The sequence below is a fragment of the Streptococcus sp. HMSC076C09 genome (genome assembly GCF_001837905.1).
Classification (GTDB): domain Bacteria; phylum Bacillota; class Bacilli; order Lactobacillales; family Streptococcaceae; genus Streptococcus; species Streptococcus parasanguinis_I.
On the sequence record NZ_KV834606.1, the window covers coordinates 17409 to 30751 of the forward strand.

At 43.0% G+C, this 13343-nt stretch carries 17 protein-coding genes; 13 read left to right on the forward strand and 4 right to left on the reverse strand.

The annotated features are described in order from the left end of the window. Nucleotides 1–94 precede the first annotated feature (94 nt). The 3 genes from HMPREF2704_RS00110 to HMPREF2704_RS00120 all read left to right on the forward strand — a co-directional run bounded on the left by HMPREF2704_RS00110 (nucleotide 95) and on the right by HMPREF2704_RS00120 (nucleotide 1499). The gene (locus tag HMPREF2704_RS00110) at nucleotides 95–349 is read left to right on the forward strand and encodes a type II toxin-antitoxin system Phd/YefM family antitoxin (protein WP_003014291.1); all 255 of its coding nucleotides are present in this window, start codon (nucleotides 95–97) and stop codon (nucleotides 347–349) included. 3 nt (nucleotides 350–352) lie between these two features. Further along, nucleotides 353–607 (forward strand): Txe/YoeB family addiction module toxin, encoded by a 255-nt coding sequence (locus HMPREF2704_RS00115; protein ID WP_013903192.1) that lies wholly within the window; start codon nucleotides 353–355, stop codon nucleotides 605–607. A gap of 175 nt (nucleotides 608–782) precedes the next feature. After that, a complete protein-coding gene (locus HMPREF2704_RS00120; protein ID WP_070845296.1) occupies nucleotides 783–1499 on the forward strand; it encodes a YebC/PmpR family DNA-binding transcriptional regulator in 717 nt (238 codons plus the stop codon). Between the two features lie 52 nt (nucleotides 1500–1551). Here the strand turns inward: HMPREF2704_RS00120 and HMPREF2704_RS00125 are convergent, their stop codons facing one another. The 4 genes from HMPREF2704_RS00125 to HMPREF2704_RS00140 are packed head-to-tail and all read right to left on the reverse strand — an operon-like array spanning nucleotide 1552 to nucleotide 4319. Beyond that, the gene (locus HMPREF2704_RS00125; protein ID WP_009732369.1) at nucleotides 1552–1878 is read right to left on the reverse strand and encodes a DUF5960 family protein; all 327 of its coding nucleotides are present in this window, start codon (nucleotides 1876–1878) and stop codon (nucleotides 1552–1554) included. Next, nucleotides 1859–2230 carry a hypothetical protein gene (locus HMPREF2704_RS00130; RefSeq protein WP_024054963.1) on the reverse strand — a complete coding sequence of 124 codons (372 nt, stop codon included), beginning with the start codon at nucleotides 2228–2230 and terminating at the stop codon, nucleotides 1859–1861. The genes HMPREF2704_RS00125 and HMPREF2704_RS00130 overlap by 20 nt, the downstream gene beginning before the upstream one ends. After that, nucleotides 2227–3639, reverse strand: coding sequence for a Y-family DNA polymerase (locus tag HMPREF2704_RS00135; RefSeq protein ID WP_024054964.1), 1413 nt, complete (start codon nucleotides 3637–3639; stop codon nucleotides 2227–2229). Before HMPREF2704_RS00135 ends, HMPREF2704_RS00130 begins: the two co-directional genes overlap by 4 nt. A 2-nt stretch (nucleotides 3640–3641) precedes the next feature. Then, nucleotides 3642–4319, reverse strand: coding sequence for a helix-turn-helix domain-containing protein (locus HMPREF2704_RS00140; protein ID WP_024054965.1), 678 nt, complete (start codon nucleotides 4317–4319; stop codon nucleotides 3642–3644). A gap of 159 nt (nucleotides 4320–4478) precedes the next feature. Between HMPREF2704_RS00140 and asnA the strand changes: the two genes are divergently transcribed. The 10 genes from asnA (at nucleotide 4479) to HMPREF2704_RS00190 (ending at nucleotide 13292) form a co-directional block, all read left to right on the forward strand. Continuing rightward, nucleotides 4479–5471 (forward strand): aspartate--ammonia ligase, encoded by a 993-nt coding sequence (asnA, locus tag HMPREF2704_RS00145; RefSeq protein ID WP_003005888.1) that lies wholly within the window; start codon nucleotides 4479–4481, stop codon nucleotides 5469–5471. A 247-nt stretch (nucleotides 5472–5718) separates the two neighbouring features. After that, the gene (gene rsmD / locus HMPREF2704_RS00150; RefSeq protein WP_021152746.1) at nucleotides 5719–6258 is read left to right on the forward strand and encodes a 16S rRNA (guanine(966)-N(2))-methyltransferase RsmD; all 540 of its coding nucleotides are present in this window, start codon (nucleotides 5719–5721) and stop codon (nucleotides 6256–6258) included. After that, a complete protein-coding gene (gene coaD, locus HMPREF2704_RS00155; protein ID WP_070845298.1) occupies nucleotides 6248–6736 on the forward strand; it encodes a pantetheine-phosphate adenylyltransferase in 489 nt (162 codons plus the stop codon). The genes rsmD and coaD overlap by 11 nt, the downstream gene beginning before the upstream one ends. Further along, the gene (locus HMPREF2704_RS00160; protein ID WP_049472972.1) at nucleotides 6720–7802 is read left to right on the forward strand and encodes a SepM family pheromone-processing serine protease; all 1083 of its coding nucleotides are present in this window, start codon (nucleotides 6720–6722) and stop codon (nucleotides 7800–7802) included. Before coaD ends, HMPREF2704_RS00160 begins: the two co-directional genes overlap by 17 nt. A 162-nt stretch (nucleotides 7803–7964) precedes the next feature. Then, nucleotides 7965–8675 (forward strand): thiol-disulfide oxidoreductase-associated membrane protein CcdA2, encoded by a 711-nt coding sequence (ccdA2, locus tag HMPREF2704_RS00165; protein WP_023917418.1) that lies wholly within the window; start codon nucleotides 7965–7967, stop codon nucleotides 8673–8675. 26 nt (nucleotides 8676–8701) lie between these two features. Beyond that, complete coding sequence (locus HMPREF2704_RS00170; RefSeq protein ID WP_023917420.1) at nucleotides 8702–9040, forward strand: hypothetical protein; 339 nt, start codon at nucleotides 8702–8704, stop codon at nucleotides 9038–9040. A gap of 56 nt (nucleotides 9041–9096) precedes the next feature. Then, the gene (locus HMPREF2704_RS00175; RefSeq protein WP_042759839.1) at nucleotides 9097–9657 is read left to right on the forward strand and encodes a TlpA disulfide reductase family protein; all 561 of its coding nucleotides are present in this window, start codon (nucleotides 9097–9099) and stop codon (nucleotides 9655–9657) included. Between the two features lie 11 nt (nucleotides 9658–9668). After that, nucleotides 9669–10790: a peptide-methionine (R)-S-oxide reductase MsrB gene (msrB, locus tag HMPREF2704_RS00180; protein ID WP_070845300.1), complete on the forward strand. Its 1122-nt coding sequence runs from the start codon at nucleotides 9669–9671 to the stop codon at nucleotides 10788–10790. Between the two features lie 58 nt (nucleotides 10791–10848). Continuing rightward, nucleotides 10849–11583, forward strand: coding sequence for a response regulator transcription factor (locus tag HMPREF2704_RS00185; protein WP_024054871.1), 735 nt, complete (start codon nucleotides 10849–10851; stop codon nucleotides 11581–11583). After that, nucleotides 11580–13292 (forward strand): cache domain-containing sensor histidine kinase, encoded by a 1713-nt coding sequence (locus HMPREF2704_RS00190; protein WP_045759155.1) that lies wholly within the window; start codon nucleotides 11580–11582, stop codon nucleotides 13290–13292. The genes HMPREF2704_RS00185 and HMPREF2704_RS00190 overlap by 4 nt, the downstream gene beginning before the upstream one ends. Nucleotides 13293–13343 lie beyond the last annotated feature (51 nt).

Sequence of the window (13343 nt, forward strand, 5' to 3'; positions counted from 1 at the left end):
TAATTAATTGGAGAAGGGAAAACTTGTACAAGTTCCTGACAAGTTTTTCTTTTTCATGTATAATAATAGAAAAGAGGTAGAATGAGGTATGGCAATGGAAGCAGTCGTTTATTCAACATTCCGCAATCATTTGAAGGATTATATGAAGAAGGTGAATGATGAGTTTGAGCCTTTGACGGTCGTGAATAAGAATCCAGACGAAGATATTGTGGTCATCTCTAAGAGCGAGTGGGACAGCCTACAAGAAACCCTGAGACTAGCTCAGAACAAGGAATTGTCAGATAAGGTCTTGCGGGGCATGGCAGAAGTCCGAGCTGGTCAGGTTCAACTCCATGAGATTGAGGGGTAACAGATGTTACTCAAGTTTACAGAAGATGCCTGGAAGGATTATTGTTACTGGCAAAGTCAGGACAAAAAAACACTGAAGCGAATCAATACCCTTATCAAAGAGATCCAAAGGGACCCATTTGCAGGGATTGGTAAGCCTGAGCCTTTGAAATATGACTTTCAAGGAGCATGGTCAAGACGGATTGATGCAGAGAATCGCCTGATTTATATGCTAGATGAGTCAGGTGTCGCTTTTCTGTCATTTAAAGATCATTATTAAGTCTTTAAAAGAGTATCTTTTTGATAGTTAGGATAGCTCTTTAAAGTTTCCAACTCGAAGAAAAATTCCTATAAAATCCCCTTTCTAAAAATAGAAAAATCTAGTCTAACTTCGATGATTTGTGATATAATATAAAAGATTGAAAATAATTTGAAAAAATTTAAGGAGAATCCTCATGGGACGTAAATGGGCCAATATTGTTGCCAAAAAAACTGCCAAAGATGGTGCCAACTCAAAAGTGTATGCTAAATTTGGTGTGGAGATCTATGTAGCTGCTAAAAATGGTGAACCAGATCCAGAACTAAATACTGCTTTGAGATTCGTTATTGACCGTGCGAAACAAGCACAAGTGCCAAAACACGTGATTGATAAAGCGATCGATAAGGCAAAAGGAAATACAGACGAAACCTTTACAGAAGGACGTTACGAAGGATTTGGACCAAATGGTTCGATGTTGATCGTTGATACTTTGACTTCAAACGTTAACCGTACAGCTGCCAATGTCCGTGCTGCTTTTGGTAAAAACGGTGGGAACATGGGAGCTTCAGGTTCTGTATCTTACCTCTTTGACAACAAAGGTGTTATCGTCTTTGCTGGTGATGATGCTGATGCGATCTTTGAACTTTTGCTTGAAGCAGATGTGGATGTAGATGATGTCGAAGCAGAAGAAGGAACGATCACAGTCTACACTGCTCCAACTGATCTTCACAAAGCAATCGTTGCTTTGCGTGAATCAGGTGTCGAAGAATTCCAAGTAACAGAATTGGAAATGATTCCTCAATCAGAAGTTGAGTTGTCAGGTGAAGATTTGGAAACATTTGAAAAACTTTACAGCGTTCTTGAAGACGACGAGGACGTACAAAAAATCTACACAAACGTAGATGGATTCTAATCACTCGTAAGGACTGTAGTGAATCCCATAAATCAAGAAAAAGGATAGCTTCTCAGATCAAGCTATCCTTTTTCTCTGTCTGATGAGGATCTATCTTTTGTAAGTGATGTCCTGTATAAGCGTAAATACGGGTCAGGGGTGATTGGGAGAGTGTGGAAACCTTAAAATAGAAATAATGGTCTCGATGATCCCGACTTTTAGTATGGTGAAGACGAAAGTAGTTTCGCTGGCCTGCTGCCATAGAGTGGAGAATATCGTCTTCTAAAAAGACGAGCGGCGTAGAAGTAGCGGCCCACTTGTAAAAGTCTGTCTCAAATTGGTGGTAATTCTCCGAAAAATAATCAAATTGTAATTCGTGTTTAGTTTGAATAGGTTTCATAGGCTGTTTCCTCAGATTCAATAAAAATGATAGAGTCTACGAGGAGACGGTGATAGTGGTCATCGCTTTTGAGAAGAACTTCAGAAGCAGATAAGGTGTGAATCGAACCTGTGTAGGTTGCAAATTGATTCCCCTCTAAAGTTGTGATCGAGATCGTCGTTTGTTGTTGAAAGGCCTGCTCCAGGAGCTGGATCTGTTCAGCAAGTGGAAGAACCGTGAGCTGACTGTGGTCAATTTCTTTTGTATGCAGGGCAGTTGTGTGCTCGGATAAAAAGAAGCCAGCCCATTTGGCCATACCACGATCTTGAAACTCGCGGGCGGATTGATAAGGGAGATAAGAACGGTCAATCATGTTAATCCATCTAAGCCTCCTGCGGAATGTCCGCCTGTTAGTTTACTGCGTGCAATGGCGCGTGAGTTTTCTAGTAATGAGGAGCCTTTCTGAAGAGAGGTAAAGCCAAATTGATCCCGAATGCGGTCAATGGTCTGCTGGAGTTTCTCCTCTTTTTCCAAGGCTACTGGGTCATCGAAGAGAGAAAGGAGTTGAAGAGACTCCTCGACAAGTTCTCCATAAAAAACACCAATCTGCCGAATGGCGCCTCCTTCGTACTTGGAGCGAAAGAGCCGCAGAACCGTATCGGATAAAACCTTGGTGGATTGGGTAGGCTCAATCTTTTGCTGGCAGTGAATGGACGGAAGCCCCTCGATTTTGGAGTAGGAGGCATGAATGGAGACCAGCTGGGTCTTCTTTTTTTTCCGTCGCAAGCGAATAGCCACCTGTTCAGCCATCTCCCGAAATACCAGTTCAATGTCGGTTTGTAGATGGTAGTCATAGGGCAAGATTTGAGAGTTGCCAATGCCTCGTGATTTCGGACGATAAGGCTTGTGGACATTGCTTTCATCAATGCCATGAGCATGGAACCACAGTTGAAGGCCCATGACTCCGAATTCTTTCTTTAAGAGATCTGGGTGAGCCTGGGCCAGTTCAGCAATCGACGTGATCCCGATCTTTTGCAATCGTTTTTCAGTACGACGTCCAATGCCCCAAAAATCAGTGAGCTGGGGCAGTTTCCAGACCTTACTTTCTACATCTTCATAAGACCAATTGGAGCGCATATTTCGGCAATGCTTAGCTTCATTGTCCAAGGCTAGCTTGGCAAGAAGAGGATTGGCATTGCTGAGGCCGATGGTAGAGTAGATTCCAGTTTCCTGCCAGATCCTTTTTTGGATCCTGGCAGAAAGGAGATCCAGTTTTTCCTTTCGAGAGAGGGAGGGATCTGGAATAAAATAATTTAAGGAAGAGGTCAGATCGATAAAGCCTTCGTCAATCGAGTAAGGGAAAATATCATCTGGTGCCGCAAATTCCTGAAAGACCTTCTGAATTTCCATATTGACCTGAATGTAAGCATTCATCCGTGGAGGCACAATCAGGGTTCTCTTGGCCCAGGATTCAATGGATGCAATAAAGGCTGGATCTGTGGGCAATCCTTGTTTTTTGGCGGCGTAGCTATTAAATTTTCTGGTTTTGAGGTCAAAAGGTAGGTCGTAGCTACGGCTAACATTTTTCTTGCCGAAGACTTGTTTGAAAACGGGAGAGCTCGCCAAAATCAGGCCAGCTGAATTGTCGCTCCGACTCATGACGCAAAGAGAAGTCGTCAAGGGATTGAGCCCCAGACGGACACATTCACAACTGGCATAAAAACTTTTCATATCCACAAAAGCAATATCAGAATGAGGCTCACGTGAATAATCAAATAGCATATTTAAACCTCGAGTGGAAGAAAATGACCGACCACAATGCCGACGATTTTGGGCTCGTCTTCATAGGGAGCAAATAAATCGTCGTAATCAGGGTTGATGGATTCTAAGCGCAAACCTTCCGCTTCCCGATAGACTTTCTTGATGTAGGTTTTTCCATTCCAGATGAGGGCGTAGACAGCACCATCATAGTCAAAGCCAGTCTGCTTCATGAGGGCAACAGAGCCATTGGGATAGAGAGGTTCCATCGAATCTCCGGATACCCAAGAAGCAAAGTCATGCTGGATCTCTTGGTCAAAATAGACGGTTTCATAGTCCGTTTCGTTGTCATAAAAAGTGTGTCCTAAACCGGCTGCCAACTCAATCGAAAGAACCTTATAAGCAGTCAAGGAAACAACTTTTTGCTGCTGTTCCAATAACTGGCTGGCCAACTGGTCGACTTTCTTTTGATGAGGTGGGGTTAATAAAGGGTAGGTGTAGAGTGCAGACTCTTTGTTAATAAAGTAGTCCTCTTTAACGGAGAGGCGCTTGGCCAACCTCCTGAGATTTTTTTCGTGTGGCTCCGCTAAGCCATTCTCCCAACTGGAGTAAGTCTTGCGAGAAATCTTGAGCTCCTCGTAGACATCTGCTTGGGTTAAGCCTTTTTCCAGGCGTCTTTCTTTTAGTTTTTTTGCATCAAACATGTCACTTCTCCTATGTAACGTTTTAAAAGTTACATATAGTTTATCAAAAATGAATCCTTTTTGCAAGAGAAAAATTCAGTTGAAAACGAATGAAAAGACTTGATTTTGATTGAAAAAAGAGTATAATCATTTCTAAAATGTCTATAAATGAGGAACTATATGAAAAAAAGTTTTATCCACCAACAAAAAGAAATTTCGTTTGTTAAAACGACTTTTACACAATATTTAAAAGATAAATTGGACATCATTGAAGTCCAAGGGCCAATTTTGAGCAAGGTCGGAGACGGGATGCAGGATAACCTTTCTGGGATTGAACATCCGGTATCTGTAAAGGTCCTTCAAATTCCTGATGAGACTTATGAAGTCGTGCATTCACTCGCAAAATGGAAACGCCATACCTTGGCACGTTTTGGTTTTGGCGAAGGAGAAGGTCTCTTTGTCCATATGAAGGCCCTTCGTCCAGATGAAGATTCGCTAGATGCTATCCACTCTGTTTATGTAGACCAATGGGACTGGGAAAAAGTCATCCCAAATGGTCAACGCAACATCGCCTACCTCAAAGAAACGGTTGAAAAGATCTACAAGGCGATTCGTTTAACAGAACTAGCAGTAGAAGCGCGCTATGATATTGAGTCAGTTCTTCCAAAACAAATTACCTTCGTTCACACAGAAGAATTGGTGGAACGCTATCCAGATTTAACTCCAAAAGAGCGTGAAAATGCCATTGCCAAAGAATTCGGAGCCGTTTTCTTGATCGGGATTGGTGGAGAGCTTGCAGATGGCAAACCACATGATGGACGTGCACCTGACTACGATGACTGGACAACAGAGTCTGAAAATGGCTACAAGGGCTTGAATGGCGATATCCTCGTCTGGAATGACGTTCTAGGTTCAGCCTTTGAGCTGTCTTCAATGGGAATCCGTGTCGATGAAGATACGCTTCGCCGTCAAGTTGCGATCACAGGGGACGAGGATCGTCTCCAATTAGAGTGGCACAAAGCTTTGTTAAATGGTCTTTTCCCACTTACAATTGGTGGAGGGATCGGACAATCTCGTTTGGCGATGTTCTTGCTTCGTAAGAAACATATCGGTGAAGTCCAAACCAGTGTCTGGCCTCAATCTGTCCGCGATGAATATGAAAATATCCTATAAGGAAGAAAGAGAGTGGGACAGAAATCGGTAATTCGTTAGAATTCGATTTCGTCGTCCCACCTCCGCACAGTTGAGTAGGGCTGTAAAAGCTGATGAAATCAGCGTAGTAGAGCCCACTCAACCACTGCGTCTTGCTCGACAATCCAAAGAAAATTGAGAGGCTAGGATTTTTGTCCCAGCCTCTTTTAATTATCGCTTGACCATATCAAATCGCAATTTTCTGATTTTTTTTGGTATAATGGTCCCTATGAAAATAGTATCTGGAACCTATGGGGGACGTCCCCTCAAAACACTTGAAGGAAAAACAACCAGGCCGACTTCTGATAAGGTCAGAGGGGCCATGTTCAATATGATTGGTCCTTACTTTGATGGTGGAAGAGTGCTGGATCTCTATGCAGGAAGCGGTGGGCTCTCTATCGAAGCCGTTTCTCGAGGCATGTCAGAGGCCGTTCTAGTGGAAAGAGATCGTAGAGCGCAGGAGATTGTAGCAGCCAATATTGCCATGACCAAGGAAAAGGAACGGTTTCAACTGCTAAAAATGGAGGCCAAGCAAGCCTTAGGGCTTTTAACGGGCACCTTTGATTTGGTGTTCTTAGACCCTCCGTATGCCAAGGAAGAGATTGTCCGCGATATCGAAACCTTGTGCGAGCGCCATCTCTTGTCAGAGGACATCATGATTGTGTGCGAAACCGATAAACATGTAGAACTTCCTGAGGAAATCGGACAAGTGGGAATCTGGAAAGAAAAAATCTATGGAATTAGTAAGGTAACAGTATATGTCAGATAGAAGTGGATTGTTTACAGGATCGTTTGATCCGATTACCATTGGGCATGTGCAATTGATCGAGCGAGCTAGTCGCTTGTTTGACCGTGTCTATGTCGGAATTTTTTATAATTCGGAAAAAGTCGGACTCTTTTCCATTGAGCAGCGCGTGCGCATGGTGAAAGGGGCCCTGGCTCATTTGGAAAATGTTGAAATTGTGACGTCAACTCAAGAGTTGGCTGTGACAGTGGCGCGCAATCTTGGGGTCATCACCTTGATCCGGGGCTTGCGCAATGCACAGGATCTGGTATACGAAGCCAATATGGATTACTTTAATCATCAGTTGGCGCCTGAATTGGAGACGGTTTATCTCTATGCCCAGCCACCTTACCAGGCCATTAGTTCAACGCGTATTCGAGAGTTGCTGGCTTTTCAGCAGGATATCTCACCTTATGTCCCAAATAGTGTAATGGAGGAAATCAAAGATGACACAAGCGAATAAACCAAGCTTGCCTACAAAAAAGAAAAAAGGACGATTGAAAGAATACCGATGGCCGATTGCAGGCGTTCTATTCTTGCTCCTCTTGCTCTCTGCTTTTGTGATTCGCCTTCCCTATTATATTGAGATGCCAGGAACGGCAGAAGATATTCGATCCGTCATGACAGTGGATGGAAAAATGGATACCAAGTCAGGATCCTATGACTTTGTAACCGTAGCAGTGAAAGAAGCGACCCCGGCTGATTTGATCTATGCTTGGGCGACACCTTTTACAGATATCTACTCTGCCAAGGATATGACAGGTGGTAGTTCGAGCCAAGAATTTACGCGGATTAACCAATTCTATATGGAAACCTCGCAAAATATGGCCATCTACCAAGGGCTAAAGACAGCTGGAAAAGAAACCCAGATGGACTTTCTAGGTGTTTATGTCATGCAAGTAGCAGATGACTCGACCTTTAAGGGTATCTTGAACATTGCGGATACCGTCACCGGTGTGAATGGCAAGACCTTTAAGAGTTCCAAAGAATTGATTGATTATGTTGGTTCTCAAAAAATTGGCGATCCTGTTTCAGTGACCTATATTGAGGATGGACAAACCAAGACCGCAGACGGAAAGATCATCAAATTGTCTAACGGGAAAAACGGAATCGGGATTAGCCTGATCGACCGGACTGAAGCCAAAGGCGATGTTCCTGTCCAGTTTGCGACTCAAGGAATTGGTGGACCAAGTGCCGGTATGATGTTTAGCCTAGCCATCTATACCCAAGTGGCTGATCCAGATCTTCGTCAGGGACGCCATATTGCAGGGACAGGAACCATTAACCAAGATGGAACGGTTGGCGATATCGGTGGGATTGACAAGAAAGTCGTCGCAGCCGATAAAGAAGGAGCAGAAATTTTCTTTGCCCCTAATAATCCTGTTTCCAAAGAAGAAAAGAAAGCCAATCCCAAGGCCAAATCAAACTATGAAACAGCGAAAGAAGCAGCGAAACAAATTCATTCGAAGATGAAAATTGTCCCCGTCAAAACCCTTCAAGACGCTATTGATTATTTGAAGAAGAATTAGAAGTATCTTGTTAGATCAGTCTCGTACTTGAAAGTACGAGGTAGAGTTGGCAGATAGGAAGATTCACCTTCTAATCAAATTCAAGTTTTTGCTTATCAATCTCTCTATTTTTAGAGGGATTTTTTCTTTATACTGGTATCAGAAAGAAAGGGAGGTAGTGAAATGATTCAAACCAGTTTGTTTTCCATTTCAGTATTCTTAGCGGGAGTTCTATCCTTTTTCTCCCCATGTATTTTGCCACTGATGCCAGTCTATGTAGGGATTCTATTGGATTCTGAACGTGTGAAAACTGTTCGGATTTTTGGAAGAGATATTTCTTGGTACGGCTTGGTGAAGACTCTTTGTTTTATCGCAGGTCTATCAACTGTTTTCCTGATTCTAGGATACGGTGCAGGGGCCCTTGGCCAGGTGCTTTATGCTCCATGGTTTCGCTATCTGCTAGGAGGGATTGTGATCCTATTAGGGATTCACCAAATGGAAGTGATCAATCTGAGACAACTCCAAAAGCAAAAGACCATCCAACTCAATAAGAATCGGGAGCGCAATGAATTCTTCAATGCTTTTCTGATAGGGGTCACCTTCAGTTTTGGTTGGACCCCTTGTGTAGGACCAGTTCTGAGTTCTGTTCTAGCCATTGCCGCTTCTGGAGGAGATGGTGCTTTGCAAGGCGCTCTCCTGATGCTGGTCTATACATTAGGATTGGCGCTCCCCTTCTTAGTCTTGGCTCTAGCTTCTAGCTGGGTTCTACAACATTTTGCTAAACTCAAGCCCCATATGGGAACCTTGAAAAAAATTGGTGGTGCCCTCATCGTCTTGATGGGCATCTTGCTGATGCTAGGAAATCTTAATAGCCTCGCATCTTTGTTTCACTAATCTTGAATGATTAAAGGAGAAAAATCATGAAAAAAATTCTTGCACTTTCTATTGCTACACTTAGCATCGTCACTTTAGCAGCTTGTTCTGGACAGAAATCAGATTCAGATATGAAAAAAACGGACGATAGTAGTATGATGAAGAAGGACGATATGAAGAAGGACGATATGAAGAAGGATGACATGAAGGATTCATCCATGTCCGATGATAAAATGAAAAAAGAAGACATGAAAGATTCATCTATGATGTCTGACAGCAGTTCTGAAATGAAGGACGATATGAAAAAAGATGAGATGAAATCTAGCGATTCAGAAATGAAAAATGAAAAGAGTGAATCATCTGATATGAAATCAGACAAGGAATGAAAGATGGGAGAGGTCATCTGAGGATGACTTTCTCCTTGTTTAAAGAGGTAATAATGATGAAGAAATTAGCTTTAGTAGCTGCAGGATTCGTATGCGCTGGACTTTTAGGGGCTTGTTCGAGTCAAGGAATGGCTACTTCCAATAAGAACATGAACCAACAAACAGCCAAAGCTGGGGCTAGGCAACCATCTGGCAAGAAAGTGAAGGATTTTAGCCTGCAAGGAGTGGATGGCAAGACCTACCGCTTATCCGATTACAAAGGGAAGAAAGTTTACCTCAAATTTTGGGCTTCCTGGTGCTCTATTTGCCTGTCGACATTAGAGGATACCAATGAGTTGGCAAAAGAAGAGGCAGGTAAGGATTATGTGGTTTTATCCGTTGTAGCTCCAACCTTTAATGGCGAAAAATCAGCAGCAGATTTCAAAAACTGGTACCAGTCTTTGGATTACAAGGATTTCCCAGTCTTGCTAGATAGTAAAGGGGAACTGCTCAAAGAATATGGGATTCGTTCTTATCCATCGGCGCTCTTTATCAATAGTGATGGGACTTTAGCAAAGAGTCATATTGGCTATATGAATAAAGAGGATATCCTCAAGACCCTAGAGAACATGCAGTAAGGAGATAGACAATGGAAACAAAATGGAAAGTGTTTGCTATCCTTCTCATTGGCTTGCTATCGATTGGTTTCTTTTTCTTTAGTAAGGGAGCAAACGGAATGGATCAATCAGAAACAAGCACTGAGATGATTAAAAAAGTATCGATGAGTCAGACTCCAGTAGCCAAAAAGGAAACAAATGAAACGGTTGATCCAAAGGATCATCGTGAAATTTATTTGGCTGGTGGTTGCTTCTGGGGCGTAGAGGAATATTTCTCCCGTGTTCCAGGTGTGATTGATGCCGTATCAGGCTATGCCAATGGAAAGGGAGAAACGACCAAGTATGAATTGGTCCCTCAAACAGACCATGCTGAAACAGTTCACATCACCTACAATGTCAAGAAGGTATCTCTGAAAGAATTGCTCCTGCATTATTTCCGGATTATCGACCCAACGTCGAAGAATCGTCAAGGAAATGATCAAGGAACACAATACCGAACAGGTGTCTATTATGTCTCCCAAGAAGACCTTCCAACCATTAACCAAGTCTTTGAAGAAGAAGCAAAAAAATACGACAAACCGTTAGCAGTGGAAAAAGAGCCACTGACCAATTTCATCAAGGCTGAGGACTACCACCAGGATTATCTAAAGAAACATCCGAATGGGTACTGCCATATCGATGTCAATCAGGCTTCTTATCCTGTTATAGATGCTAGTCGCTATTCTAAGCCAAGCGATGAGGAGATCAAAAAGAAGTTATCTCCTGAAGAGTATGCGGTGACACAAAAAAATGATACCGAACGGGCCTTCTCCAATCGTTACTGGGATCAGTTTGATGCCGGTATTTATGTAGATGTCGTGACTGGTGAGCCGCTCTTTTCCTCTAAGGATAAATTTGATTCTGGTTGTGGTTGGCCGAGTTTCAGTCGACCTATTAGTCCTGATGTGGCCATCTATAAGGAGGATAAGAGTTTCAATATGACTCGGACAGAAGTTCGGAGCCGTGTAGGAAATTCTCATCTGGGCCATGTTTTTACCGATGGTCCCAAGGAAAAAGGCGGCCTTCGCTATTGCATCAATAGTTTGTCTATTACCTTCATTCCCAAAGCAGAAATGAAAGAAAAGGGCTACGGTTATTTAATGGACTACGTCTGAGACATTTGGAACCATAATTTGCTATAATAAGTATAGCAAAGACAAGTAGGTGAAAGACATGTATGCGATCATGATTGTGGAAGATGAAGAGCTTATCCGGCAGGGTCTGACTTCCTTAGTGGATTATGAACAGTTTGGAATGACCGTCATCAACCAGGCTAAAAATGGGCGTGAGGCTTGGGAGAAGTTTCAAGAGCAACCAGCCGATATCCTTCTAACCGATATCAATATGCCACAAATGAATGGCTTGGATCTGGCTCATCTCGTCAAAGAACAATCTCCGTCTTGCCATATCATTTTTTTGACAGGTTATGATGACTTTGAGTTTGCAAGGAAAGCCATCAAGTTAGGTGCAGATGATTATTTGCTGAAGCCTTTTTCAAAAGATGATATTGAAGAGATGTTAGCAAAGGTGAAAGGAAAACTTGATCAAGAGCGTAAGAAAGCGCAAGTCGAAGATTTGGTCAGTCAGGGTTATTCGACAGACTTGGAAGAAGCCATTCATGCTCGTTTAGCAGACTCTCAGTTAACTCTAAAGGATCTGGCCTATCAACTTGGTTTCAGTGCCTCGTATCTAAGTGTATTGATCAAGAAAAAATTGGGACTCCCCTTCCAAGACTACCTCATTCAAGAGCGAATGAAGAAGGCTCAACTCTTGCTTCTCACGACAGATTTAAAAATTTATGAGATCGCCGATCAGGTTGGTTTTGAAGATATGAACTATTTTTCTCAACGCTTTAAGCAGGTTGTTGGGGTGACACCAAGGCAGTACAAAAAAGGAGAGCATGAATGAAACGATATCCCTTGCTGATTCAGCTGGTCCTCTACTTTTTTCTCTTCATTCTCCTACTTTTTGGTCTTATTGGTGGTCTCTATTATCAAACGAGTTCAGGGACGATCCGCCAGCAAACAGAGCGGACGACAAGAAATAGTATCGATCAAAGCAGTCAGTTTATCACTTCCTATCTAAAAAAATTAAAGCAGACGACGACGGTGCTTAGCCAGGAACAGGCTGTTCGACAATTTGCCCAAGATAGGAGTGCGGATCAAGAAACGGTTCAACACCTGATGCGAACGATGATTGAAACGGATCCGGACTTGGTCTCAGCGGTCTTGGTGACCAAGGATGGACGTCTGGTAGCGACAGATTCCAAAATCAGCATGCAGACTTCTTCAGATATGATGAATGAAAGTTGGTATCAAGAGGCGATTAAAGAAAGAGCCATGCCAGTTTTGACGCCAGCTCGAAAGGAATCTTTGACTTCGGAAAAAGAAAAATGGGTGGTTTCTATTACCCAAGAAGTGGTCGATCAGACTGGCCAAAATCTCGGAGTAGTACGCTTGGATATTGGCTACGATAGCCTTCAGGCTTACTTGGATCACCTTCAACTAGGGAGACAAGGCTTTAGTTTTATCATTAATCAAAAGCATGAGTTTGTCTACCATCCTAAAAAGGCGGTCTATTCCTCCAGCCAAGAAATGCAGGCCATGCAGCCCTATATTGCTGTGACAGATGGCTATGCTAAAGGAGGACAGAATTTTATCTATCAGGTTCCGATTCCAGATAGCGATTGGACCTTGATTGGAGTGGCTTCACTTGAAGGACTTCAGATGCTGCAGTCGCAACTCCTGTACTCTTTCATTGGTCTAGGATTACTAGCTTTGATCATGTGTTTGATAGGGATCGGCTTTGTTCTGCGTTTGTGGATCAAACCCTTACAAGACCTTCAGACTATCATTTTGAGGATTGGAGCAGGAGATGCTCACGTGAGGGCTGCAGCCAAAGGATCTCCAGAATTGGTGGCCCTCGCTCAAGCGTTTAATGCCATGTTGGACCAAATCGATAACCTCATGCAACAGGTTAAGGAAGAGGAGCAGAACGCACGGCGGTACGAGTTGCGGGCACTTTCGGCTCAGATTAATCCGCATTTCCTCTACAATACCTTGGATACGATTGTCTGGATGGCGGAGTTTAATGATAGTCGGCGCGTGGTCGACATCACTAAGTCTCTGGCTCAATATTTTCGACTGGCTCTTAACCAAGGCCAGGAACAAATCCTACTGAGAGATGAAATCGACCATGTCCGCCAGTATCTTTTCATTCAAAAACAACGTTATGGTGAAAAGCTCAACTATGAAATTCTAGAAGATGAACGGTTGGGCGACTATCAGCTTCCGAAATTAGTGCTTCAGCCCTTAGTGGAAAATGCGATTTACCATGGCATTAAAGAGATCGATCGGCCAGGTCTCATTCGAGTGACAACTGAAGTCAGTGGAGACTACGCCTGCGTATCGATTTTTGACAATGGACGAGGGTTTGACCGATCAGGATCAACAGCCCAAACCCTTCTTCGTTTAGGAGGTGTTGGCTTGAAAAATGTGGACCAACGATTGCATCTTCAATTTGGCGAAGCCTATCATATGGAGATTGATTCTAAGGCAAATAGCTATACCAAAATTACTCTTTTTTTGCCACTTGCATCCGGCAATGAATATTCATAGAGGCTGGGACAAAAGTTCTAGCCTCTCAATTATTTTTGGATTGTCGAGCAA

Bases quoted from the DNA above. Each gene is read 5' to 3' on its own strand.
- HMPREF2704_RS00110 (WP_003014291.1), top strand. From the start codon at position 95: ATGGAAGCAGTCGTTTATTCAACATTCCGCAATCATTTGAAGGATTAT.
- HMPREF2704_RS00115 (WP_013903192.1), top strand. From the start codon at position 353: ATGTTACTCAAGTTTACAGAAGATGCCTGGAAGGATTATTGTTACTGG.
- HMPREF2704_RS00120 (WP_070845296.1), top strand. From the start codon at position 783: ATGGGACGTAAATGGGCCAATATTGTTGCCAAAAAAACTGCCAAAGAT.
- HMPREF2704_RS00125 (WP_009732369.1), bottom strand. From the start codon at position 1,878: ATGAAACCTATTCAAACTAAACACGAATTACAATTTGATTATTTTTCG.
- HMPREF2704_RS00130 (WP_024054963.1), bottom strand. From the start codon at position 2,230: ATGATTGACCGTTCTTATCTCCCTTATCAATCCGCCCGCGAGTTTCAA.
- HMPREF2704_RS00135 (WP_024054964.1), bottom strand. From the start codon at position 3,639: ATGCTATTTGATTATTCACGTGAGCCTCATTCTGATATTGCTTTTGTG.
- HMPREF2704_RS00140 (WP_024054965.1), bottom strand. From the start codon at position 4,319: ATGTTTGATGCAAAAAAACTAAAAGAAAGACGCCTGGAAAAAGGCTTA.
- asnA (WP_003005888.1), top strand. From the start codon at position 4,479: ATGAAAAAAAGTTTTATCCACCAACAAAAAGAAATTTCGTTTGTTAAA.
- rsmD (WP_021152746.1), top strand. From the start codon at position 5,719: ATGAAAATAGTATCTGGAACCTATGGGGGACGTCCCCTCAAAACACTT.
- coaD (WP_070845298.1), top strand. From the start codon at position 6,248: ATGTCAGATAGAAGTGGATTGTTTACAGGATCGTTTGATCCGATTACC.
- HMPREF2704_RS00160 (WP_049472972.1), top strand. From the start codon at position 6,720: ATGACACAAGCGAATAAACCAAGCTTGCCTACAAAAAAGAAAAAAGGA.
- ccdA2 (WP_023917418.1), top strand. From the start codon at position 7,965: ATGATTCAAACCAGTTTGTTTTCCATTTCAGTATTCTTAGCGGGAGTT.
- HMPREF2704_RS00170 (WP_023917420.1), top strand. From the start codon at position 8,702: ATGAAAAAAATTCTTGCACTTTCTATTGCTACACTTAGCATCGTCACT.
- HMPREF2704_RS00175 (WP_042759839.1), top strand. From the start codon at position 9,097: ATGAAGAAATTAGCTTTAGTAGCTGCAGGATTCGTATGCGCTGGACTT.
- msrB (WP_070845300.1), top strand. From the start codon at position 9,669: ATGGAAACAAAATGGAAAGTGTTTGCTATCCTTCTCATTGGCTTGCTA.
- HMPREF2704_RS00185 (WP_024054871.1), top strand. From the start codon at position 10,849: ATGTATGCGATCATGATTGTGGAAGATGAAGAGCTTATCCGGCAGGGT.
- HMPREF2704_RS00190 (WP_045759155.1), top strand. From the start codon at position 11,580: ATGAAACGATATCCCTTGCTGATTCAGCTGGTCCTCTACTTTTTTCTC.